Consider the following 22,812-nt stretch of genomic DNA (forward strand, 5'->3'; position numbering starts at 1 on the left):
TTTTTTCTTTTATTATTTAGTTCTTAAATAAATTATTTAACTCCATCTATTTAAGAAATTCATGAAATCCTGTGTACGGTCTTTAATATACCCAACACCAATTCCGATTAAACATAAAACGATAACCAAAATTGTTTTCCAAAATCCTAAAGTTAGGAATAAGATTGCTATAATTAAAAATGCAAAGAAACCAATGATACGCCATTTATATGATTTAATGAAGTCAATGATTTGTTGACTTGCATCTTGTCCATTTTGATTATTATTATCAGCCATGTTATCCCTCCCTTACAGAACGCGTTGTCCAGCAGTTTTTTGATCTCTGACATTTACTTCAAGTTTTCTCACTGGTAATTCAGTAAAATGTTCTACATTATGCTTAATGTCTGAACGAATACTTTCAGTTAGTGACTTAACTTGTACATCATTTGGTACTAAGAAGTCAGCCTTGATATCAATGTAAGATTTGCTTTTCTTATTATAAAGCTTCGCTACAACATTAGGTTGTCTTACTTGATCGTATTTAGTAAGTGTATCGTAAGCTGATTTTTCAACTGCTTTACGAGATACATAAATATGACCATCATCATAATCTTTGTATAATCCTGGTTTTCTATATGTTGGTTTAAAGATGCTGAATACTAATATTAAACCTATCAATATAAGTAGAGCAGCTAAACCAATTAATAGTGGTTGGAACCAATTGAATTGTAAGAAGAAGTCTTGATACTTAGATATACGACTATCTTTTATGTACATAAACAATAGGAATCCAACAATAGCAACTATTAATAGGCCGAGGATAAAGTTTTTTAGCCTTTTCACCTCGTATGCACCTCCTAAATTATTGTTGAATTATTATATAGAAAATAATACCCTTTAAATATTTTTCAAAACATTAATGAAAAACTATTAATTTAATTATATAAATATTTATTAAAGTTTTACTTTCTAGATAGAATATTCCCAAATTTAGCACAATAAAAACATATATTTTATTATTATTTTTTCAATTCGTTTTGCTTTGAACTTTTATACTGTAGTATGTTTGGAAACTTATTAGAAGTTCTTGGATGATCGATACTTAATGATTTAAACAATGACCAAATCATTAAAATAATAACTATTGAAAATGGTAAAGCGGCAATGATTAATAAGTTTTGAATCGCTTGTGTACCACCTGTATAAATCATAATCATTGCAAATAATGCTAGAATAATACCCCAACTGACTTTAACAAATGATGCAGGATTGATGTCACCTTTTGAACTAAGCATACCCAATACGTATGTTGCTGAATCGGCTGAAGTCACGAAGAAGATCATAATAACTATGAGAGTGATTATGCTAAGAATAAATCCTAGTGGATAATGTTCCAACGTAGCAAATGTTGCAGTTTCAGTAGCTTCTTTTGCAATGTTAGCAATGCCTTTATCTTGTAAATAAACGGCAGATGCTCCAAATACAGTAAAGAAGAAGAAACATACAAGTGCAGGTACAAATAGAACACCAAGTATAAATTCTTTAATTGTACGACCTCTAGATACCCTAGCAATAAAGATACCCACGAATGGTGCCCATGATACCCACCAAGCCCAATAGAATATTGTCCAGTTTTGGAGCCATTGGAATTTTTCTCCTCCATTCATTGGAATGCGTAAACTCATACTAAAGAAATTAAAGATATAATTACCTAAACCATTTGTAAATGTATTTAGAATATAAAGTGTTGGGCCAACAATAAATAAGCCAATTAGTACAATAAAGGCTAACAACATATTGACGTTACTAAGCGTTTTAATCCCTTTATCAATACCTGACCAAGCAGACCATGTAAACAATATAGTCGCAATAATAATTAATATTACCTGTGTACCGAAATTGCTTGGTACATTAAATAGGAAATTTAGGCCTTCATTTATTTGAAGTGCACCAAATCCGAGAGTTGCTGCGACGCCTGTAACAGTGGCGATAACAGCTAATACATCAATTGCACCACCTATAGGGCCTTTCATTGATTTTTCACCAAATATAGGAACTAAGGTTGCACTTACTAATCCAGGGTAGCCTTTATGGAAACTAAAATATGCAAAGACTAATGCTACAATTCCATATACTGCCCATGCATGTAATCCCCAATGAAAGAACGAAAATTGAAATGCATCATTGATTGCAGATTGAGTACCTGCTTTATGTATAGGGGTTAACGTAAATGCGTGGCTTATTGGTTCTGCAGTAGTCCAAAATACTAGTCCAATACCCATACCAGCACTAAATAACATGGCAAACCAAGATGGTAGTGAGAATTCAGGATCTTCCCCTTCTTCACCAAGTGTTATCGATGCATATCTTGAAAACAATAAATATACACAAACAAAGAATATGAGTAAAACCAGTAACAAATAATACCAAGAGAAATTCTTTGCTATAAATGAAGTAATGTTTTGTGTTCCTGTTTCCAATTGTTTAGGCATAAACGCGCCGTATAAAACGAATAGTGTACAAATAGCTAATGCTGTCCAAAACACAAAACTAATTGATTTCTTTCGCATCATAATACTCCTTTCAATAAAATGGTTAATTAAACATTTAAGTCAAAATAAAATGACGTTTATCTTATTGCCTTTTTTTATAGGAATAAACGCCATTTATAAAGAAATATAATAGTTTGTTAATTTAAATTAATGACCAATTTGCCAATCATTGTATTGGATTCTAATATTTGGTGTGCTTGATAGATGTTTTCAGAGGTTAATCCTTCTATAACTTTAGTTGTTGTAGGTTGATAAATATTTTGTTCAACCTTATTTGTTATGTCTTCTAAATATTCATGATGTTTTATCATATCATCAGTTTGATTTAATGGTCTAGCAAACATAAATTCATGTGAGAAACTTAAGCTTTTTGGTTTCAAAGCATTTAAATCTTGGTCATTTTCAAAAGTTACAATAGTAGCAATATGCCCTCTAGGTTTCACTAATTGAATCATGTCGTCATAGTACATATCCGTATTAAATGTACAGAATACGTAATCAACCAGTTCAATACCTTGTGTCTTAAATTGATTTAGTAAACTCTCTTTGTGATTGAGTACAATATCAGCACCCATTTTTTTAGTCCACTCAATCGTTTCATTACGCGATGCTGTAGTAATAACCCTTAAACCATAGGCCTTAGCAATTTGAGTAGCAATACTTCCTACGCCACCTGCACCATTTATAATTAACAACGTTTTACCTTCATTTTCATTACGGTTGCGTGAAATACCAAACACATCAAACAATGTTTCATATGCTGTTATACCGGTTAATGGTAAGCTTACTGCCTGCTCAGCGCTAATATTTTTAGGTGCCTTAGCTACTAATCTCTCATCAATCAATTGGTATTCTGCATTTGAACCGTTTTGATCAGGTGAACCAGAGTAATATACAACGTCACCCTGATTAAACATAGTAACTTCACTTCCAACAGATTCAACCACACCAATCGCATCAAATCCTAGTATTCGAGGTGCTTTTGATACATCCATTAATCGCTGTTTTGTATCAACGGGATTGACACTAATAGACTGAATTTTAACTAATAATTCATGTGCTTTTGGTTCTGGTATATCTAAATTATAAGTTTTAAATAAATTTCCATCTGATAATTTAAACGATTGTTCAAATCCAATTGCTTTCACTATTCATCCGCCACCTTTTTCAAAGCTAATATTACACTAAGTATAATATTTCAAACAAATATATAGCAATATAGAAGCCTTCAATTTAAAATACAACTAAATCTAATTTATCCTATAAAATCATTGAAAGGAGCATATAAAAATTGAAATTAAGTATTTTAGATTATGTTCCAATTTTTGAAGGTAGAAACGCCCATGATGCATTTAATCATAGCATTACATTAGCCCAAACTGCTGAACAATTAGGTTATACAAGATATTGGGTTGCTGAACATCATAATGTAATCTCTGTTGCGTCAAGTGCACCTGAGATCGTAATGATGATGTTATTAGAGCAAACACAAACTATTAAAATAGGAAGCGGAGGTGTCATGTTACCGCACTACAGTGCCTACAAAGTGGCAGAACAATTTAGAATAATGGAAGCTCGCCATCCTAATAGAGTAGATATGGGTTTAGGTCGTTCTCCGAGTTTCAAGCAAGTAAATGAAGCACTTAATGAGTTTAAATCAACAAAACCAAATTTAGACAATCAAATAGAGGACTTACTACACTACTTTAGCAACAAATATGAAGCCCCACATCGATTCATGTCTATTATAGCAACACCTGAAATTGATACTTCTCCACAAATGTTTATTCTAGGTCTGAGTGAGAGAAGCGCGGAATTAGCTGCTCAAAAAGGGCTACCATTCGTCATTGCATTTATGGGACAATCTCAAACCAAGATTAATAGCCTAATAGAATATTATCGACAACGATACAAACAATTGAATGATATTTCAAAATCTAATGAGCCATATGTAATTATGTCGACATTTGTAGTTACTGCAAACACGCTTAATAAAGTTGATGATTTATTAGATGCATTACATTTATGGCTTTTACGCATTAATTATCTTAACCAACCTAAATCATATCCTTCTATTAATACTGCTCAAAAACGTAAGTATAGCACTCGTGAACGTAATAAAATTGAGCAAAATAAAAGCCGTGTCATAAGTGGATTGCCTAAAGATATTCATCTAAAATTAACTTATTTATTAAATACGTATCAAGTGGATGAAATCATGATAATGCCTCATGTATATGGGGAACAAGCAAGATTGGAATTGATTCAATTAGTCGCCAATAATTCACTTTAAACTTTGATTATTTCAATGTTCAAGTTATGTTATAACTTACTATTGCCATAAAAAATTTATGATTTCATATGACACTTCTTTATTATGATGTAGCGCACTATGTTGCGCTTTCTCCCCTTTATATTCAGATTCTTTATATGTTTTAGGACTATTGCCCAACAAGTATTTTAAAGAGCGAGACGAACTATTAGAAACCCTTCCATCAGAGTGTGTTCCGTCTTTCAAATCCCCATAAATATTTAACACTTCTATGTTTTTATTTTTATAGACATCTTTTAGACCTAATAATTTTTCATAATCAGCATTCATTTTACTAGGCTTACCATCTTTATCGACAGTAATTTCATTTACTTTTTCATTTAAATTTAAGACACCGTTATATGTACCAGCTATATTTACTTCTTTTTGAAGTTGAGGTAATTGTTTATCATTTCCATAATATTTCATAAAATAAGCAAAAGATAAGTTTCCCATTGAATGCGCTACAAAATTATAATTATCTATATTGTATTTTGATTTCATTTTTGTAAGTACATTTTTTATGTTTTGAGCATTTTGCATTATGTCACCATTTTTATTATCCTCAAATAATATTTTTATAATTGGATTTTTAGACTTCTTTGAAATTTTGCCACTAAACTGTACTTCTCCGCTTGATAAAACATATGCTGTAACTACATCCTTGGTGACACCTTTTTTACAGCTTGATTGACCATATATTTTTCAGAATTATTGGTTCCACCATATCCATGCATAAATAAAGTTGCAACTTGCTTTTTATCATTACTTTGATAATGAGATGAATTGTTACTCTTTGATTGACATCCTACTAATGTAAAAATCATTAGGCTAATAATTAAACTAAATATTATCTTTTTAAAAGTTCTCATAATAATACTCCAATTTGTTTTCTTTAAGTATAAATGATGTAGTTACAAAAATGAAAATTAAGTTAAATAGAACGTTTAAGCATATGTGGTAATAAGTTGAATATATATTTTTTAATTTTTTTCATGTGATCAAGCCAAGAAAAAATAAATAGGACTGAGAAAAGCTAAATTTAGCATTTCCCAATCCTACCTTACAATTGTATCTATCATTGCTTTTTGTTACAAAGTTATATTAAATGCAATTATTTTATTTCCTTACTTTCCGCTAGTTCTTTGTACCAATATGCGCTCTTCTTAGGATAACGTTCTTGCGTTTCAAAATCGACATAAAATAGACCGTATCGTTTTTCATAACCATTTGACCAAGAAAATACATCCATCAGTGACCAAATGAAGTACCCTTTCACATTCGCACCATCACGAATAGCATCAGAAATGACTTCTAAATGTTTTTTCACATAATCTATACGTGCATCATCATCTACAGTTTTACGTTCCTCATCAAATTGGTCTTTATAACCAAGTCCGTTCTCAGTAATATAAATTTTATGGTAATTAGGATAATCTTTAACTACTCGCATGATTTGATCATATAAGCCTTTAGGATAAATCATCCAGTCCCAATCAGTACGTGGTACATCAACATCAAATTCACGTTGACCTACACCTTTAAGTTGATATTTAGAACCACCTTTATCACCAGTAGCATTATGTGTAATTTCAGATTCGCCATCATAACCTCTCATCCAATCACTCATGTAGTAATTGATACCAAGGAAGTCATTTAAATCTTTAGCCGCTTCTAGTACTTTATAATCCTCTTCTGGTATATCTAATTTACCACCATTTACAGATTAAATGTGTTGGACGCCTTCCATAGTTTCACGAGAATATTTACCAAGATAAGTTGCATCTAAAATGAATTTATTATGAATAATATCTTCTAATTCAGCCGCTCTAACATCTTCAGGATTAGTTGGATCATAAGGATATTTAGTTGGTAACGCATGAACGACACCTACTTCACCACTATAGCCATTATCTTTAAACAATTTAACTGCTTTCGCATGTGCAACCATCATGTTGTGATGTGATTGAAACACTTTAGCAAAGTCGTATTTAATTCCAGGAGGGAATTTACCTACTAAATATTGGCCATCACCGATAGGCCCAATCTCATTAAATGTAGTCCAATAATTTACTTCTTCAAATTCTTCGAAACAGAATTTTGCATACTCAACAAAGTACTCAATTGTCTTACGATTTAAGAAATCGCCATCACTATGTAGTGTCTCTGGTGTATCAAAGTGATGTAATGTTACAAATGGTTCTACATGTCTTCTATGACATTCTTTAAATAAATTATGATAGTATTCAACACCTTTAGGATTAACCTCACCATATCCTTTAGGGAATATGCGTGACCATACAATCGAAATACGAATGCCATTCACACCAAATTTTTCACTTAATTCTAAATCTATAGGATATTTATTATAAAAATCACTTGCTGGTTCAGCTGTATACCAATAGTTTTCTTCAAGATAAGTGTCCCAAGCTACACGACCTTTTCCATCTGTTTGGGTCGCACCTTCTGCTTGATAGGCTGCTGTCGCACCACCGAATATAAAATCTTCTGGTAATTTTTTCATTATACTTTCATCTCCTAATTATTTTTCAAATTGTTGTTGAACGAAGTCTAATGCTGCTTTGCCATCTCGAGTTAAATTAATGTATTCAACACCTTGTGTTTTAGCTAATTTAATACCTAGTCGATCTGTATCTTGTTTAATGTCTTCATAATTTGAAGCCACTTGTGGTGCTAATATAATTAAATGATAATCTTTCATTATATCCATGTGAGCACCATAACCACCTGCTGCTGCCTTAACTGGAACATTATAGTCTTCAGCTGCTTTATTTAATGCGTTAGCTAATAATCCACTAGTTCCTCCACCAGCACATAATACAAGTACATTTGTTTGTTCTGTTATATTACTTTGTTTCGCTTTATTTTCTTCTGAATCATTACTTTGGTTAGACTGTGCATGACTAGCTTCAGTTGCTCCAGCTGATGCTAGGATGGCATCTGCTTTTTTAGTATCAAAGTTTGCTGCCACTTTGTCTTGTAATTCATTATTAGCTTCTTTGTTTCCTAATTCTTCTTCTAAAATTTGTTCATCATAAACTTTTACAAATGGGTAGTAAATGATAACATCTACCACGATTAAGACGATTGCTAATACGAATGACCAGAATGCAAAACCAGTACCCATCACGATACCTAAAGGACCTGGCGTAGTCCATGGTAAGAAGATACTAAAACTATTCATTCCTAATACATCGACGAAGAATTTAAATATCCATACGTTTGCAATTGGTGCAAAGATAAATGGAATAAAGAATACTGGGTTTAATACCAATGGTGCACCGAATAAAATCGGTTCATTTACACCAAAGAAGGTAGGTACTACAGATGCTCTACCAATCGCTTTATTACGTTTCGATTTCGTTAACCACATGAACATAAATGGCACGACTAAAGTTGCACCAGTACCCCCCCATCGTAACTACGAACATTTGAGTACCTGGTGTAATAACGTTATTAGCATGTTCTCCAGCTTGAATTAAATGTAAGTTTGCTTCTAAGTTAGCATAAGTAATTGCTGCAATTGCTGGTTCTACAATTGATGGACCATGGATACCCACGAACCAGAAGAATGCAAAGGCACCAAAGATAATTGTTACACCGACCCATCCATCTGCTGCTGTAAATAATGGTTCGAATAATTTTAATATGCCGTTTGCTACATTCGTATGAGCAGTAGCTCTAACAATTAAATCTAATGCATATAAAATAATAATTACTGCTGATAACGGGAAGATATCCTTAAATACTTGCGAAATATTAGGTGGAACTTCTTTAGGCATTTTGATTGTAATATTACGTTTGATAAAGAAGTTATATACAATTACAGTGATAAAAGCTGAAAGGAAGGCTGTTAATAAACCTTTAGTTCCCATAAATGCACTTAAAAATCCACCATCTTTAGCAGGATCAGCTGCTAGGAATAAGAACCCACACATTGCTGCCATCATCGTAGATATAAAGTTAATTTGATTTGTTTTATCAAGCTTCCGGTTAAATGAATCAGTTAACGATTTGGCAGTAGTACCTGCTACAATAAAACCAACAATACCCATCGTATAGTTATATGGTTTCATTAGGATACCTTCCATTGTTTTACTCCATGTGAAACCAAATACGTTAGGAACATACGTAATTAAAATAAAGATACTAGAGAATAAGATAATTGGGATTGCTGCTATAAATCCATCACGAATTGCTCTTAAATAAATATTACGTGATATTTTTTCAAAGAATGGCTTTCCTTTCTCAATCCAGGCAATTAATTTGTTCATAGTACTCAACTCTCTCTTCTATATAATTCTAATAGATGTTTCATCAAATCTTTTAATAATAATGTCGTCATCAAATGATCTTGACCATGCATCATTGTGACACTATAGGCAATATCTTCTCCTTGTGCTTCTTTTGCTAATAAACTTGTTTGAGCTTTATGAGCATTTGCAATACATTCATTGGCTTCTTCAGTTAATTGTTCAGCTTTATCTAACTCCCCATTTTTAGCTGCTGTTAGTGCTTCTAACAACTTAGAACGAGCGTCGCCAGCATATGCTACAATTTCAAACCCAAGTAATTGCACTTCTTCTCTATTCATCATTAACGCCTCCTTTAAATTATTTTGATTTCCATGATGTTGCAGTTGTTTCTAGTACTTTATTTAAATCATCAATATTTTTGAAACCAGTTGTACGTAACCATTCACGTGCAGCCTCTTCACCTTGTTCGATATATACTTTCACTGCACCTGACCACGTTGCACGACTACAAAGTACGCCGTTAAATTTAGCACCAGCTTCGTGTGCAAATTTTAATGTTTCTTGGAATAATTCTGCAGATACACCAGCACTTAAATAGATATAAGGTAATTGTGTTGAAGCCTCTTGATCACGGAAATATTGAGCCGCTTCTTCTTTTGTATAAACGACTTCACCTTCAGCAAATCCTTCTACATAATTCATATTTACAGGTACTTCAACTTTTAGAACATCCACATTAAATCGTTCTTCAGAGAATAATTTCATTGCCTCATTTACTTTACGTGGTTTTACTTTTGCAAACGCAGCACTCTTATTATCTGGAATATTATCATCGTATGTTAGTACTTCTAAGAAGAATGGTATATCTTCTGCTACACACTCTGATCCAATTCTTTCAATATATGCTTTCTTTTGAATATTAATTTCTTCAGCATCATCAACATCGTAGTAAAGTAAAAATTTAACAGCATTAGCTCCTTGCTCTTTTAAGCGCTTTGCTGACCATTCAACTAAACAGTCAGGTAAGCGACCTTTAGCGTTTACGTCATAACCTGTTTTTTCGTAGGCTAATAATAAACCACAGTCTTTATTACGAGCATCAGATGCTGGAAGTCCATATTCAGGGTCTAATAAAATTGATGACGCATATTTAGTTAATTCTTCTGAAACTAGAACTTTTAATTGTTCAATTTGTTCAACAGTTGGTTCTTCTGTTTGATGTTCTGCCATCATTCTTTTCAAAGCACCACGTTGGTCAAATGCTAAAGCTGAGATAACCCCCTCTTTAGTACTTAATTGTTCTATTGATGCTAATTTTTGTTGTGATTTTGTCATTAGTTACACCTCTATAACTTCAATTTGTTGGAATATTTCGTCAAATTTATTTACATTAATATGTCCTGTTTGGCTTTCCATTGCATTCAACATTCCAAATGCATTGGCTTTTTTTAATAACACATCATCCTCATCATCATGAATTAATCCTGAGGCTATGCCTGCTACAGTAGAATCACCTGATCCTACAGGATTTACTACTTTTATGTGAGGAATATTTACTTTATAAAACTTATTATGATGTTTAGCGAACGCGCCTTGGCTGCCTAGTGAAACGATAATCCACTATATACCATCAAATATGGGTTGATTCACTGCATCTTTAAGACACTCTACTTCAGTGGTTACTTTAGTTTGTAATAATTGTGCTAACTCATCGATATTTGGTTTGATTACCGTTGGTTTATAGTCACTAAGTAGGACATCTAGTAAAGATTGACCCGAACTATCGAGCACAGTCGATATTTGATGTTGATCAGCTAATTGAATTAAATCAGCATAGTAATCCGACTTTAAGCCCTTTGGTAAACTACCAGAAATAGCAATAACTTCAACTCTTCTTAATAAATGTGAAAGATGTGTTTTAAATTCCGTAGCTTCTTCTTTGGTAATTGAAGGACCTTGCTCAAGAATCTCTGTCTGTTGACCCTCATGTAGAATGGCAATACAATTTCGAGTTTCTTCTTTAATCTTAAAAAAATTATGGTTAATTTGAGCGTTGTTCAATTGTTGCTCAATGAACTCTCCCAACTTACCTCCTAAGAAACCACTCGCTTCAACATCTTCTCCATATTCTGATAAAACTCGAGTTACATTTAATCCTTTGCCTCCTGCAGTTTTAATCGGTTTATTAACGCGATTCACTGTATCAAGATTAAATTGATCTAAAGAATATGAAATATCAATCGAAGGATTTAGTGTTAATGTTAGAATCATAGATTGTCACCCTTAATCGTGATATTCACCTTTGTCCCATTTTTCTAAAAATTCATCGAAGAAATGAGGATCAGCTTGTTTTTCGTTATGTGCTTCTAAATGTTCAATTTTAGCTATTAATTTTTTATTTTCTTCTGTCGGCTTATATTCAGCTTTTATGAAAGCATCTACAATATCGAAGATGAAAAGTTCACCTACAATTTTTCCACCAAAACTTACGACATTTGCGTTTAATTCTTCTTTAGAATATAGTGCTGTAGTCATATCACGAACTAAAGCAGTACGTACGCCAGGCACCTTATTAACAGAGTTACTTATTCCAACTCCTGTTCCACAAATACATACGCCTAAATCCGCTTCTCCACTTGTTACAGCTTCACCAACTTTCTTACCGAAAATTGGATAGTGTGTTCTTGTGAAATCGTAAGTTCCTACATCAATTACTTCGTGTCCTTGTTCTTTTAAATGTTTTGAAACTGCCATTTTTGTGTCTGTTACAATATGATCGCAACCAATAGCTATTTTCATATTAAAGTCCTCCTATTTAGCACATTTTATTTAACATATCTACACGGATTTGATGACGACCACCGTCATAGTGTCCATTTACAAATTCTTTAGCGACATGCTTAGCAAGTGTATCTCCAACTATTTCTGAACCCATCGTAATCATACGTGCATTATTGTGACCACGTGTCATGTAAGCAGATCTTTCGTCTGAAACTTCTGCTGCAATCATCCCTTTAACTTTCGTAGCTACCATGAAACTTCCTGCGCCAAATGCATCAATTGCTATGCCTAAATTTTCATCATTCTTTTGTACTTCTTGAGCAACGGCTAATGTTGAATCAACAAAGTCTACATCCTTGCCTTCTGTCACATCTACTACTTCATGATTATTTTCTTTTAAAAATGCTTTTACTACTTCTTTGAGTCGTTTACCGTCTACATCTGAACCAATAATAACTGTCATAATCATTCTCCTTTAATAAATTGATTCACATATATGTGTCTATTTTTATATTGTGAAAAAGCGCTTTCAACTCTTTATGTTTAAATTATAAACATAAATAAACAATTAATCAACATTAAATGTTTGAATATTGTTTGATAATTAGTTGTTTTAAACAAATAAGTTTTATTTATGTTTGTTTAATCTTTTAGAAAGACAAAAAAGCCTAATATTGTTCAATTTCAAACAATATCAGGCTTATAGTGTGATTTAATCAATCACTTCAGTATGTAATTTTAATTTCTCTATGTTATCAATATCACCCTTATCAATGATGACGGCAGTTAAATCATCTAACTTGCATAATTGAGTGAAGTCTTCTTTTCCTAATTTTGATGAGTCTACTAGTAAGTACTTTTCAACTGAACGCTCCAAAGCCAATTGTTGAGTATATGCTTCATCAATAGTCGAAGTGAGTACATCGATATCTTTTATGCCATTACAACTAAAAAACATTTTACTAAATCGCATTGTTTTCAGTAGTGTATTAGCCATTTCTCCTACAAAGGATTCAGTTAAATCTCTCATTTCGCCACCTAGTAAATAGACTTTGAAATTAATCGATCTTTTTTCGAATAATATTTTAAATACAGGAAAACAATTGGTAATAACTGTTAATGATTTCAACTCCATTATTTCTGCTAAGCACTCAATAGTAGTACCTGGTCCCAGAAAAATCGTATCATTTTCTTCAATTATTTGAATTGCTTTACGTGCAACACTACGTTTTTCTTCTATATTGTGTGTGTGTTTCTCTTGATGTGATTTCTCTTTAAATTGAAAGATGGAATTACTTCTTGCGCCACCATGAATTTTAGTGAGCAAACTTTTTTCTTCGAGTTCTGCTAAATCACGTCGTACCGTCATATCTGATACATTTAATTCTTCTACAATTTCATTTGTTCTAACGGTACCCTTTTGATTTACGAGTTTAGTAATTTCATCTAAACGATCGTATTTATTCATTCAATTCTTCACTTCCCACATCACATTTTCAAGTATTATTATAATAAATGAATACTTGAATTTATAAAGTTTATTTGCGCATATTAATTTTATACTATTAATCTAGTTAACTCTAATACTTTTCGTCAATAATCTAACTTTCTGCATTTATAAATTAAGACATTATTTCTAGAAAGTGTATTTAATTGTATGTTGTAATAGATATATAAGTAATATTAAAATTATTTTACCAAAAGTAAGCATTAAATTCTGTATATGGAGTGTTTTCAATGAGCAACAAGATAGAAAAATTAAAAGAAATTGTAGATAGATCAAATAGCATTGTATTCTTTACAGGTGCAGGTGTTTCTGTCGCAAGTGGTATTCCTGATTTCCGATCAATGGGTGGACTATTTGATGAAATATCTAAAGATGGCTATTCTCCTGAATATTTATTGAGTGTTGACCATCTTAATGATAATAAAGAAAGCTTTATTGATTTTTATCATAAACGTTTACTTGAAGCGGATAAAAAACCAAATATTGTTCATGAATGGATCGCTGAGTTAGAGAGAGAAGGTAAATCTTTAGGTGTCATCACACAAAATATCGATGGCTTACATGAAGATGCTGGAAGTCAGAATATCGATGAAATTCATGGTACACTCAATCGGTTCTATTGCATTAAATGTGGTAAAGAATATACAAAATCATATGTCATGGAACATGAATTAAGATATTGTGAATCATGTGGTGAAGTTATTCGACCTGACATTGTCTTATATGGCGAGATGTTAGATCAACCAACAGTTTTCCGTGCGCTTGATAAAATCCAAAAGGCAGACACTGTTATTGTGTTAGGTTCATCACTTGTAGTGCAACCTGCTGCTGGCTTCATTTCAAACTTCACAGGAGATAATTTAGTCATTATTAATCGAGATAAAACACCGTATGATAGAAAAGCAGATTTAGTCATTCATAACGATATGACAGAAGTTGTTGAGGAAGTATTTAAAAAATAAATATAAACTTCAAAAGCTAGAGGTTTTATGGATCTCTAGCTTTTATTGCATACAAAAAAAGCACTTCTCAAAGTTGAGAAGTGCTTTGAACGTTCCAATGGAACACAAATTGCTGATGCAATTTGCGTACTGGACTTGTAAGCAAACAAGTTTGCAACAATTCCAGCATTAACGTTTTGAGAATTGTGGAGAACGACGTGCTTTTTTAAGACCTGGTTTTTTACGTTCTTTCATACGTGGGTCACGAGTTAATAGACCTGCGCGTTTTAAAGAACCTCTGTATTCAGGATCTGCTTCTAATAATGCACGTGCGATTCCGTGACGGATAGCTTGTGCTTGTCCAGTGAAACCACCACCGTGTACGTTAACTAATACATCATAGTTACCTTTAGTTTCTGTAACATCAAATGGTTGGTTTAAGTCTAAGATTAATGATTCGAATGGTAAGTACTCACGTACGTCACGTTCGTTAACTGTGATATTACCTTCACCTGGTACTAAACGTACACGTGCTACTGAGTTTTTACGACGGCCTGTGCCTCTATATTCAACTTGTGCCAATGTAATTTCCTCCTTCTAATTAACCACGTAACTCGTAGTTTTCTGGTTGTTGTGCAGCGTGTGGATGTTCAGCGCCACCATATACAAATAATTTTTTACCTTGTTTTTCACCTAAACGTGAACTTGGTAACATACCTTTGATTGAAGTTTCAAGTAAACGTTCTGGATTATTACGTTTTAACTCACCAGCTGTAACTGATTTGATACCGCCTGGGTGGTTTGAGTGACGATAATAAATTTTATCTGATTCTTTTTTACCAGTTAATTCGATTTTAGCAGCGTTAATGATGATTACATAATCACCAGTGTCAACGTGTGGTGTATAAGTTACTTTATTTTTACCGCGTAAGATAGATGCTACTTCAGATGATAAACGACCTAATGTTTGGCCTTCAGCATCAATAACATACCATTTGCGCTCAATGTTTGATTCATTTGCCATAAATGTTTGACGCATAATAATTGTCCTCCTAAAAATAAATGCTTCGTTTTAGATTACAGGTACGTATCGCAGTCGAACCTACGAACGAGGCCTGCAATCTATTCATTCTGTTACGATTTTCAAAGCGTAAATGTTCATTTATTTTATTCCTGTATAATTTGCTTATATATCTTGTAACACAATAAGTTTCCGGGGCTTATCATGGGGTGGATATAAAACAATACCGTTAACTATGTTATATTTTATAGCTCCGTTTGTCAATGCAATTTAGTCATTTTGTAATGATTTTTTACGATGAATTTTAATATTGTCTCCAAAGTCTGTTGTTAAGTCTTTTTCTGTTAAATATATCTTCTCTAAATAGAGACCTTCTGCAGGTGCTGTAAATGGTACACTATCTCTATTTTTTTCATTTAATAGCGTTGGCACTTCACTTGGATGACGTTTACCTTTTCCTACTTCAATTAGAAACGCTACTAACACGCGAACCATATTATATAAAAAGCCTGACCCTGTCACAACATAGTCAAACCCTTCATCTGTTTGAATGATTTCACTTTGATATAACGTACGTATTTTGCTTTCGACTTCAGTCTTTTGAGAGCAGAATCCTGTAAAATCATGTGTTCCAATGAAATGTTTTGCAGCTTCGTTCATTTTTGAATAATTTAAATCTTCTTTAATAAATGTCTTTAAGCCACTTTCAAAAGGATTACGATGCGTTGCTTGATATACTTTATAGCGATATCGCTTGCCTAGACAGTCATAACGACAATGAAAATGATCATCGACTTGTTGAACTTCTTTGACGTATATATCATCAGGTAAAGCACTATTCATCGCATACTTCCATTGCTGTGGTTCAATATTTAAGTCTGTATCAAAATGAAAAAATTGTTCATACGCATGTACACCTCTGTCCGTACGACTTGAAGGATGAATGCGAACATGTCGCCGATGCATACGCTTTAATATCTTTTCAAATTGTTGTTGCACAGTTCTTCCTTGCTGTTGAATTTGAAACCCTAGAAATTGACTTCCTTGATAAGAAATATTAACAAGTATACGCACTGTATTACACTCCAATATATTTTAATACTAATAATACTATGGCTATTGGGATGATACTTATTAAGCACATCGTGTCCCCAATATGCCATTGTAGCTTTCTGTAACTTGTTCGTTTTACATTAGCATCATAACCACGTACTTCCATAGCGATTGCTAATTCCTCTGCTCTTTGAAAAGCTGAGATAAATAATGGAATCATTAAAGGAATAAATGCTTTTATACGTGTCATTATGCTACCTGAACTTAGTTCAGAACCTCGTGATTTTTGAGCTAGTATGATTTTATCTAATTCATCCATTAAAGTTGGAATGAATCTTAAAGCGATTGACATAATCATGCTTAATTGATGCACAGGCAATTTAAACCATTTTAATGGCGTTAGCAATTTTTCAAAAGCATCTGTTAAATCGATTGGGCTCGTTGATAGCGTCATTATTGTTGCAACCATAACAATTGTGATGAGACGTAATGAAATAAAGATACCTTCTAAAATACCAGCACTATCAATTTTAATAATTCCAAAATCAACTAATCTTGTTCCACCATGTGTGAAGAAGATATGCATGAAGAATGTGAATATAGTAAAAATAAATATTGGTGTTAATCCTTTAATTAAAAACCATAATTTAATCTTCGCTAAAAACATAAACATTAGAATTAATAAGATAATCCACCCAAACGTTGCAAAAGAATGAGCAAAAAATATTAAAATAATAAACATAAATACAAATAAAACTTTAGCTCGTGGATCTAGCTGATGAATTACAGAGTTATTAGGTAAATATCTACCTATAATTAATTTATTCTTCATGATGTTGCCACTCCTGGTACATACTTACAAATTCCTTCTCAGTAAGTGCGATTGTCTTAAATTTGATACCATGTTTAATTTCAATATCACGTTGTAACTGAACAATATCTGGTAAGGCTATATGCCACTCTTCAAGTTTACTACCTTGTCTAAACAACTCTTTTGGTGTGACTTGCTCGATAATATTTCCATCATTCATCACGATAATTTCTTCAGCATATTTCGCAACTTCATTCATATCATGAGATACAAGTATGATTGTTTTATTTTGTTTTAGTTGTATTTCTTTAAATAGCTCCATTACTTGTTGACGGCTCTTTGGGTCTAATCCAGCAGTAGGTTCATCTAAAACAATGACATCCGGGTTCATAGCTAAGATTGAAACAATTGCAATTTTACGCATTTGGCCGCCAGACATTTGGAATGGTGATAAAGACATAACATTTCTTGGAAAACCTAACTCTAACAATAAATCAAAAGCTCTTTCTTTCACTTCTTTAACATTCATTCCAAAATTCTTAGGTCCAAACTCAATTTCTCTTTCAATATTATCTTCAAATAATTGTGATTCAGGAAATTGAAAAACTAGCCCAACTTTTTGTCTGATTGGTCTAATAAATTTATCTTTAGTTTTAGAATGAATCGTAAGTTCATCATGCTCAATATTGCCATAAGTAGGTTTTAATAACCCATTGAAATGCTGAATTAAAGTTGATTTTCCACTTCCAGTTTGTCCAACAATTGCATAGTATTTACCCTGCTCAATAGTTAAATTAATGTGGTCTAACGCTTTATACTCATATGGTGTACCCTGTTGATAGGTGTAGGTAACATCATTAAACTTAATTTTCATAGCTTTTCGACCAACCCTTCGTAAGTAATAAAGTGGTCATCAAATCCTAAAAGTTGATTGATTTTCATTGAGAAAGGTAAATCTAGTCCAATTTCTTGTAACATTTTTATATCTTTAAATATTGTTTGTGGATTTCCTTCTTTATAAACTGTTCCTTGATTCATCACTATGACATGATCACCTTCAAGCGCCTCAGTTAAGTCATGCGTAATCGAAATAATTGTTACATCTTTAGTTGCTTTAACTTCTTGTATTAAACTCATCAATGATTTCTTTGCTTGAGGGTCTAACATAGATGTCGCTTCATCTAAAATAATGACTGAAGGACTTAATGCTAATACACCTGCAATAGCTACTCGTTGCTTCTGTCCTCCTGATAATGAATGTGGTTCACTATCTGCATAATCCGTCATTCCAACGTCACTAATAGATTGTGCTACTATTTCTTTCATTTTTTCAGTTGGAACAGCGTGGTTCTCTAAACCAAACGCAACATCGTATTTAACAATCGAACCTACAAATTGATTTTCTGGATTTTGGAAGACAATTCCAACGTGTTCTCGTATATCTTTGAAATCATTATTAGAGATAGGTGATTGATTGAAAAAAATCGTACCATTGGTTGCAATTTCAATACCAACTATTAATTTAGCTATTGTTGATTTTCCTGACCCATTATGTCCAACAATTGAAGTCCATTGATTTTTAGGAATCTTAAAGGATACATTATTTAATGTGAAGGCTGCATCGCCTTGATATTGAAAGTCAACTTGCTTAAGTTCAATAATATTAGTGTTATTCGCCTCCACTAGAATCCCTCCTAAAACTTTGTACTAGTATAGTTTACATGAATATGATTTGCATGTATATTATTGTTTTATTTCATTTTTTCAAAATAAAAAGGGACCGGACAGAATTCATTTCGAATCCATTGTCCCGCCCCTATTAAGGATGACTAAAACTGAAAAACTAAATAAAAGCTTTCATTTTGGTCAACTAATGCGATTTTTTCAATATAAACTATGACCATTTGAGTTCTTAGTATTATATATAATAATTTATTGGTTGAATAGAAGCTAATTGCTTCTTTGAAAATAAAAAAGCGCGCACCCCATCATATTTTAGTTGAGTTCACGCTTTGAAATATATTTAATTGATGGGGCACTCTGAGCTAGACAATATTTGTATGTGGCAAACATTATCGTTGCACTCATTTGCTTTACATATAAGTAGTTAGTGTATTTATATCTTGAATTAATCTACTAATTCGATGATAACTGATTCAGCACCGTCTCCGCGACGAGGACCTACTTTAAGAATACGAGTGTAACCACCTTGACGTTCTGTATAACGTTCAGCAATTTCACCGAATAATTTTTGAAGTGCAGTTTGTGTAGTTTCATCTTCATTTAAGATTTCAACATTACGTAATGTTTTTGCAGCATTACGACGAGAAGCTAAATCTCCTTTTTTACCTAAAGTGATTAATTTCTCAACAACACTACGAACTTCTTTTGCACGAGCTTCTGTAGTTTCAATGCGCTCACTAACGATAAGTGAAGTAGCTAAGTCACGTAACATAGCTTTACGTTGATCAGAAGTACGACCTAATTTTCTGTAACCCATGATTTGACCTCCTTTAACTTATTAATCTTCTTTTCTTAATCCTAATCCTAAATCTTCTAATTTATATTTAACTTCTTCTAGAGATTTACGACCTAAATTACGAACTTTCATCATATCAGCTTCAGATTTATCAGCTAACTCTTGAACTGAATTGATTCCTGCACGTTTTAAACAGTTGTATGAACGTACTGATAAGTCTAATTCTTCAATAGACATTTCAAGTACTTTTTCTTTTTGATCTTCTTCTTTTTCAATCATGATTTCAGCATTTTGAGCTTCATCTGTAAGACCTACAAAAATATTTAAATGTTCAGTCAAAATCTTAGCAGCTAATGATACTGACTCTTGTGGAGTGATTGAACCATTAGTCCAAACATCTAAAGTTAATTTATCAAAATCACTACTTTGACCGACACGTGTGTTTTCAACTGTATAGTTAACACGTTCAACTGGTGAGTATAGTGAATCAACAGGAATTACACCGATTGGTAAATCACTAGTATTATTTTTTTCTGCTAATGCGTAACCTCTACCCTTGTTAGCAACTAGACGAATTTTTAAATGTCCACCTTTAGACACTGTTGCGATTTTAAGTTCTGGATTTAGAACTTCTACATCACTATCGTGAGTAATGTCACTTGCAGTAACTTCGCCTTCATCTCGAACATCGATTTCTAATGTTTTATCTTCTTCAGAATAGATTTTGAGTGCTAATTTTTTGATGTTCATAATAATAGTAGAAACATCTTCAACAACATTATCTATAGCTGAGAATTCGTGTAAAACACCTTCGATTTCAATGTACTTAACGGCTGCACCTGGTAATGAAGATAGTAGGATACGACGTAAGGAGTTTCCTAGTGTAGTACCGTAGCCACGTTCTAGTGGTTCAACAACGAACTTACCGAATTTAGCATCTTCACTAATTTCAATTGTCTCAATTCTAGGTTTTTCAATTTCTATCATTTACAAAAATCCTCCTTAATTACGTCGACTTAATTTTAAACTGTTTCGCTCAGTGACCTGTAACAATAACAATCTATTATAAATTAGACGCGACGACGTTTTGGTGGACGACAACCGTTATGAGGTACTGGAGTAACGTCTCTGATTGCAGTTACTTCTAAACCAGCTGATTGTAATGCACGGATAGCTGATTCACGACCTGGTCCAGGTCCTTTTACTGTTACTTCAACAGTTTTTAAACCATGTTCCATTGCAGATTTTGAAGCAGTTTCAGAAGCCATTTGAGCTGCGAATGGTGTTGATTTTTTAGATCCTTTGAAACCTAATGCACCAGCTGATGACCAAGATAAAGCATTACCAAATTCATCAGTGATAGTTACGATTGTATTGTTGAATGTTGAACGGATGTGAGCCACACCATTTTCAATATTCTTTTTAACTCTACGTTTACGAGATACTTGTTTACGTGCCATTTATATTTGCCTCCTTTACCTATTATTTTTTCTTGTTAGCTACAGTTTTAACTGGGCCTTTACGAGTACGTGCGTTGTTTTTAGTTTTTTGACCGCGAACTGGTAAACCACGACGGTGACGGATACCACGGTATGAAGAAATTTCCATTAAACGTTTAATGTTTAAGTTTTGTTCACGACGTAAGTCACCTTCAACTTTATAACTGTCAACAACTTCACGAATACGACCTAATTCGTCATCTGTTAAATCTTTTACACGTGTGTCTGCTGATACGTTAGCTTCTTCAACGATTTTTTTAGCTGTTGAAGTACCAATACCATATACATATGTTAATGAGATAACAATGCGTTTTTCACGTGGGATATCTACTCCTGCAATACGTGCCATATATATTTACACCTCTCTTTTATTAACCTTGTCTTTGTTTGTGCTTAGGATTGTCACAAATTACCATTACTTTACCTTTACGTTTAATGACTTTACATTTTTCGCAAATTGGTTTAACTGATGGTCTTACTTTCATTTTTATACCTCCCTATATTATGGAGTGACGATTATTTATAACGATAAGTAATTCTACCGCGTGATAAATCATACGGAGACATTTCTACAGTTACTTTGTCGCCAGGTAGAATACGAATATAATTCATTCTAATTTTACCACTTACGTGAGCTAAAATCTCATGACCATTTTCTAATTCTACTTTAAACATAGCATTTGGTAAAGTATCTAATACTGTACCTTCTAATTCAATTACATCTTGTTTCGCCATTGATTAACTTCCTCCCTTTTTACAATAGTAAGGTAATCGTCAATAGACAACTTCAACGATACGAATCTAATATAGTGACTAGTTAAAATAAGTTTAACAAAATGCGGGAATTATTATCGTCATTCGACACTCAGAAAATTAATTCTTGCCAGAGAAACCTAATCAAATTCACATAAATCTAGACCGTATTAAGTTGATCTATTTTAATTGATCTAAGATATCAATGACATCTTTGGTTACATCGTCAATATCTTTCGCACCATCAATGTTTTTTAGCACACCTTTTTCATTATAGTACTCTAAAATAGGTTTTGACTGTTTAACATTAACGTTTAAGCGATTAGATACTGTTTCAGGATTATCATCTTCGCGTTGATAAAGCTTTCCACCATCGATATCACAAATACCATCAACCTTTGGAGGATTAAATACAAGATGATAAGTCGTACCACATTTTTCACAGATACGACGACCTGTAAGACGATTCATCAATTCTTCCTCAGGAACTTCGATGTTAATGACAGCATCGATGTTTCTATCAAGCTCAGACATAATATCATTTAACGCCTCAGCTTGATCGATTGTTCTTGGGAAGCCATCTAATAAGAATCCTTTTTTTGCATCGTCTTCAGATATTCTTTCTTTAACGATACCTACAGTAACTTCATCAGGGACTAATTCTCCACGATCCATGTAAGATTTAGCTTCTTTTCCTAAATCTGTTTCATCTTTAATCGCTTTTCTGAACATGTCACCAGTAGATATATGTGGTATTGGGAATTTCTTAACAATTTCACTCGCTTGAGTTCCTTTACCTGCGCCAGGTAAACCCATTAAAATGATATTCATAAATTGCCCTCCTA

Annotated in this window: 24 protein-coding genes and 4 pseudogenes; 2 read left to right on the top strand and 26 right to left on the bottom strand. The window is 32.9% G+C overall.

Going from position 1 to position 22,812, the window contains the following annotated elements; all coding sequences use genetic code 11:
• Nucleotides 1–36: 36 nt before the first annotated feature.
• From SBL15_RS08600 to SBL15_RS08615, 4 genes are all read right to left on the bottom strand, one after another.
• The gene (locus tag SBL15_RS08600) at nucleotides 37–276 is read right to left on the bottom strand and encodes a DUF2273 domain-containing protein (protein WP_011275167.1); all 240 of its coding nucleotides are present in this window, start codon (nucleotides 274–276) and stop codon (nucleotides 37–39) included.
• 12 nt (nucleotides 277–288) lie between these two features.
• Nucleotides 289–825: an alkaline shock response membrane anchor protein AmaP gene (gene amaP, locus SBL15_RS08605; RefSeq protein ID WP_037536063.1), complete on the bottom strand. Its 537-nt coding sequence runs from the start codon at nucleotides 823–825 to the stop codon at nucleotides 289–291.
• Nucleotides 826–1,001: 176 nt separating this feature from the next.
• Entirely contained in the window at nucleotides 1,002–2,552 is a 1,551-nt protein-coding gene (locus SBL15_RS08610) for a BCCT family transporter (protein ID WP_317955762.1), read from the bottom strand.
• A 119-nt stretch (nucleotides 2,553–2,671) separates the two neighbouring features.
• Complete coding sequence (locus SBL15_RS08615; RefSeq protein ID WP_317955764.1) at nucleotides 2,672–3,682, bottom strand: zinc-binding alcohol dehydrogenase family protein; 1,011 nt, start codon at nucleotides 3,680–3,682, stop codon at nucleotides 2,672–2,674.
• Nucleotides 3,683–3,825: 143 nt separating this feature from the next.
• Here SBL15_RS08615 and SBL15_RS08620 point away from each other — a divergent pair, with 143 nt between their 5' ends.
• Nucleotides 3,826–4,827 carry an LLM class flavin-dependent oxidoreductase gene (locus SBL15_RS08620; protein ID WP_107612319.1) on the top strand — a complete coding sequence of 334 codons (1,002 nt, stop codon included), beginning with the start codon at nucleotides 3,826–3,828 and terminating at the stop codon, nucleotides 4,825–4,827.
• Between the two features lie 39 nt (nucleotides 4,828–4,866).
• Here the strand turns inward: SBL15_RS08620 and SBL15_RS08625 are convergent.
• The 9 genes and pseudogenes from SBL15_RS08625 to SBL15_RS08665 all read right to left on the bottom strand — a co-directional run bounded on the left by SBL15_RS08625 (nucleotide 4,867) and on the right by SBL15_RS08665 (nucleotide 13,371).
• Nucleotides 4,867–5,717 (bottom strand): annotated as a pseudogene (locus tag SBL15_RS08625) (alpha/beta hydrolase).
• Between the two features lie 242 nt (nucleotides 5,718–5,959).
• Nucleotides 5,960–7,372: pseudogene (lacG, locus tag SBL15_RS08630) on the bottom strand (6-phospho-beta-galactosidase).
• A gap of 15 nt (nucleotides 7,373–7,387) precedes the next feature.
• Nucleotides 7,388–9,140 (bottom strand): annotated as a pseudogene (locus tag SBL15_RS08635) (lactose-specific PTS transporter subunit EIIC).
• A gap of 5 nt (nucleotides 9,141–9,145) precedes the next feature.
• Nucleotides 9,146–9,460: a PTS lactose/cellobiose transporter subunit IIA gene (locus tag SBL15_RS08640; protein WP_037536047.1), complete on the bottom strand. Its 315-nt coding sequence runs from the start codon at nucleotides 9,458–9,460 to the stop codon at nucleotides 9,146–9,148.
• A gap of 19 nt (nucleotides 9,461–9,479) precedes the next feature.
• Nucleotides 9,480–10,457 carry a tagatose-bisphosphate aldolase gene (gene lacD / locus SBL15_RS08645; RefSeq protein WP_107611810.1) on the bottom strand — a complete coding sequence of 326 codons (978 nt, stop codon included), beginning with the start codon at nucleotides 10,455–10,457 and terminating at the stop codon, nucleotides 9,480–9,482.
• A 3-nt stretch (nucleotides 10,458–10,460) separates the two neighbouring features.
• Nucleotides 10,461–11,393: pseudogene (locus SBL15_RS08650) on the bottom strand (tagatose-6-phosphate kinase).
• A gap of 12 nt (nucleotides 11,394–11,405) precedes the next feature.
• Nucleotides 11,406–11,921, bottom strand: a complete 516-nt coding sequence (lacB, locus tag SBL15_RS08655; RefSeq protein ID WP_317955766.1) for a galactose-6-phosphate isomerase subunit LacB — start codon at nucleotides 11,919–11,921, stop codon at nucleotides 11,406–11,408.
• A 16-nt stretch (nucleotides 11,922–11,937) separates the two neighbouring features.
• Nucleotides 11,938–12,366: a galactose-6-phosphate isomerase subunit LacA gene (gene lacA / locus SBL15_RS08660; protein ID WP_037536038.1), complete on the bottom strand. Its 429-nt coding sequence runs from the start codon at nucleotides 12,364–12,366 to the stop codon at nucleotides 11,938–11,940.
• A 249-nt stretch (nucleotides 12,367–12,615) separates the two neighbouring features.
• Nucleotides 12,616–13,371, bottom strand: coding sequence for a DeoR/GlpR family DNA-binding transcription regulator (locus SBL15_RS08665; RefSeq protein ID WP_317955769.1), 756 nt, complete (start codon nucleotides 13,369–13,371; stop codon nucleotides 12,616–12,618).
• A 269-nt stretch (nucleotides 13,372–13,640) separates the two neighbouring features.
• Between SBL15_RS08665 and SBL15_RS08670 the strand changes: the two genes are divergently transcribed.
• Nucleotides 13,641–14,372, top strand: a complete 732-nt coding sequence (locus SBL15_RS08670) for an NAD-dependent protein deacylase (RefSeq protein WP_317955771.1) — start codon at nucleotides 13,641–13,643, stop codon at nucleotides 14,370–14,372.
• 168 nt (nucleotides 14,373–14,540) lie between these two features.
• On the opposite strand, the gene rpsI is transcribed toward SBL15_RS08670, so the two are convergent.
• The 13 genes from rpsI to SBL15_RS08735 all read right to left on the bottom strand — a co-directional run bounded on the left by rpsI (nucleotide 14,541) and on the right by SBL15_RS08735 (nucleotide 22,798).
• Nucleotides 14,541–14,933 (bottom strand): 30S ribosomal protein S9, encoded by a 393-nt coding sequence (rpsI, locus tag SBL15_RS08675; protein ID WP_011275150.1) that lies wholly within the window; start codon nucleotides 14,931–14,933, stop codon nucleotides 14,541–14,543.
• 19 nt (nucleotides 14,934–14,952) lie between these two features.
• Nucleotides 14,953–15,390 (bottom strand): 50S ribosomal protein L13, encoded by a 438-nt coding sequence (rplM, locus tag SBL15_RS08680; protein ID WP_011275149.1) that lies wholly within the window; start codon nucleotides 15,388–15,390, stop codon nucleotides 14,953–14,955.
• A 252-nt stretch (nucleotides 15,391–15,642) separates the two neighbouring features.
• Nucleotides 15,643–16,446, bottom strand: coding sequence for a tRNA pseudouridine(38-40) synthase TruA (truA, locus tag SBL15_RS08685; RefSeq protein ID WP_107611813.1), 804 nt, complete (start codon nucleotides 16,444–16,446; stop codon nucleotides 15,643–15,645).
• Between the two features lie 4 nt (nucleotides 16,447–16,450).
• Nucleotides 16,451–17,257 carry an energy-coupling factor transporter transmembrane component T gene (locus tag SBL15_RS08690; RefSeq protein ID WP_317955773.1) on the bottom strand — a complete coding sequence of 269 codons (807 nt, stop codon included), beginning with the start codon at nucleotides 17,255–17,257 and terminating at the stop codon, nucleotides 16,451–16,453.
• Nucleotides 17,247–18,110, bottom strand: coding sequence for an energy-coupling factor transporter ATPase (locus SBL15_RS08695; protein WP_107611814.1), 864 nt, complete (start codon nucleotides 18,108–18,110; stop codon nucleotides 17,247–17,249). Before SBL15_RS08695 ends, SBL15_RS08690 begins: the two co-directional genes overlap by 11 nt.
• Entirely contained in the window at nucleotides 18,107–18,919 is an 813-nt protein-coding gene (locus tag SBL15_RS08700) for an energy-coupling factor transporter ATPase (protein ID WP_053032319.1), read from the bottom strand. Before SBL15_RS08700 ends, SBL15_RS08695 begins: the two co-directional genes overlap by 4 nt.
• A gap of 445 nt (nucleotides 18,920–19,364) precedes the next feature.
• Nucleotides 19,365–19,736, bottom strand: a complete 372-nt coding sequence (rplQ, locus tag SBL15_RS08705) for a 50S ribosomal protein L17 (protein WP_011275144.1) — start codon at nucleotides 19,734–19,736, stop codon at nucleotides 19,365–19,367.
• 21 nt (nucleotides 19,737–19,757) lie between these two features.
• On the bottom strand, nucleotides 19,758–20,702 hold the full coding sequence (locus SBL15_RS08710; RefSeq protein ID WP_317955778.1) for a DNA-directed RNA polymerase subunit alpha: 945 nt from the start codon (nucleotides 20,700–20,702) through the stop codon (nucleotides 19,758–19,760).
• An 83-nt stretch (nucleotides 20,703–20,785) separates the two neighbouring features.
• Nucleotides 20,786–21,175 carry a 30S ribosomal protein S11 gene (rpsK, locus tag SBL15_RS08715; protein ID WP_000101625.1) on the bottom strand — a complete coding sequence of 130 codons (390 nt, stop codon included), beginning with the start codon at nucleotides 21,173–21,175 and terminating at the stop codon, nucleotides 20,786–20,788.
• A gap of 22 nt (nucleotides 21,176–21,197) precedes the next feature.
• Nucleotides 21,198–21,563, bottom strand: a complete 366-nt coding sequence (rpsM, locus tag SBL15_RS08720) for a 30S ribosomal protein S13 (protein ID WP_011275142.1) — start codon at nucleotides 21,561–21,563, stop codon at nucleotides 21,198–21,200.
• Nucleotides 21,564–21,585: 22 nt separating this feature from the next.
• The gene (gene rpmJ, locus SBL15_RS08725; protein ID WP_001829709.1) at nucleotides 21,586–21,699 is read right to left on the bottom strand and encodes a 50S ribosomal protein L36; all 114 of its coding nucleotides are present in this window, start codon (nucleotides 21,697–21,699) and stop codon (nucleotides 21,586–21,588) included.
• Between the two features lie 31 nt (nucleotides 21,700–21,730).
• Nucleotides 21,731–21,949, bottom strand: a complete 219-nt coding sequence (gene infA / locus SBL15_RS08730; RefSeq protein ID WP_001829792.1) for a translation initiation factor IF-1 — start codon at nucleotides 21,947–21,949, stop codon at nucleotides 21,731–21,733.
• Between the two features lie 198 nt (nucleotides 21,950–22,147).
• Entirely contained in the window at nucleotides 22,148–22,798 is a 651-nt protein-coding gene (locus tag SBL15_RS08735) for an adenylate kinase (RefSeq protein WP_037536020.1), read from the bottom strand.
• Nucleotides 22,799–22,812: the final 14 nt, after the last annotated feature.

Source organism: Staphylococcus sp. NWU MKU2, from assembly GCF_033283605.1.
Taxonomy (GTDB): domain Bacteria; phylum Bacillota; class Bacilli; order Staphylococcales; family Staphylococcaceae; genus Staphylococcus; species Staphylococcus haemolyticus.

Coding starts and splice junctions, on each gene's coding strand:
- lacB (WP_317955766.1), bottom strand. CDS start 11,921: ATGAAAATAGCTATTGGTTGCGATCATATTGTAACAGACACAAAAATG.
- rpsK (WP_000101625.1), bottom strand. CDS start 21,175: ATGGCACGTAAACAAGTATCTCGTAAACGTAGAGTTAAAAAGAATATT.
- SBL15_RS08665 (WP_317955769.1), bottom strand. CDS start 13,371: ATGAATAAATACGATCGTTTAGATGAAATTACTAAACTCGTAAATCAA.
- SBL15_RS08695 (WP_107611814.1), bottom strand. CDS start 18,110: ATGAAAATTAAGTTTAATGATGTTACCTACACCTATCAACAGGGTACA.
- lacD (WP_107611810.1), bottom strand. CDS start 10,457: ATGACAAAATCACAACAAAAATTAGCATCAATAGAACAATTAAGTACT.
- SBL15_RS08670 (WP_317955771.1), top strand. CDS start 13,641: ATGAGCAACAAGATAGAAAAATTAAAAGAAATTGTAGATAGATCAAAT.
- lacA (WP_037536038.1), bottom strand. CDS start 12,366: ATGACAGTTATTATTGGTTCAGATGTAGACGGTAAACGACTCAAAGAA.
- rpmJ (WP_001829709.1), bottom strand. CDS start 21,699: ATGAAAGTAAGACCATCAGTTAAACCAATTTGCGAAAAATGTAAAGTC.
- SBL15_RS08640 (WP_037536047.1), bottom strand. CDS start 9,460: ATGAATAGAGAAGAAGTGCAATTACTTGGGTTTGAAATTGTAGCATAT.
- SBL15_RS08690 (WP_317955773.1), bottom strand. CDS start 17,257: ATGAAGAATAAATTAATTATAGGTAGATATTTACCTAATAACTCTGTA.
- SBL15_RS08600 (WP_011275167.1), bottom strand. CDS start 276: ATGGCTGATAATAATAATCAAAATGGACAAGATGCAAGTCAACAAATC.
- rpsM (WP_011275142.1), bottom strand. CDS start 21,563: ATGGCACGTATTGCAGGAGTAGATATCCCACGTGAAAAACGCATTGTT.
- SBL15_RS08735 (WP_037536020.1), bottom strand. CDS start 22,798: ATGAATATCATTTTAATGGGTTTACCTGGCGCAGGTAAAGGAACTCAA.
- SBL15_RS08710 (WP_317955778.1), bottom strand. CDS start 20,702: ATGATAGAAATTGAAAAACCTAGAATTGAGACAATTGAAATTAGTGAA.
- SBL15_RS08610 (WP_317955762.1), bottom strand. CDS start 2,552: ATGCGAAAGAAATCAATTAGTTTTGTGTTTTGGACAGCATTAGCTATT.
- rplQ (WP_011275144.1), bottom strand. CDS start 19,736: ATGGGTTACAGAAAATTAGGTCGTACTTCTGATCAACGTAAAGCTATG.
- rplM (WP_011275149.1), bottom strand. CDS start 15,390: ATGCGTCAAACATTTATGGCAAATGAATCAAACATTGAGCGCAAATGG.
- infA (WP_001829792.1), bottom strand. CDS start 21,949: ATGGCGAAACAAGATGTAATTGAATTAGAAGGTACAGTATTAGATACT.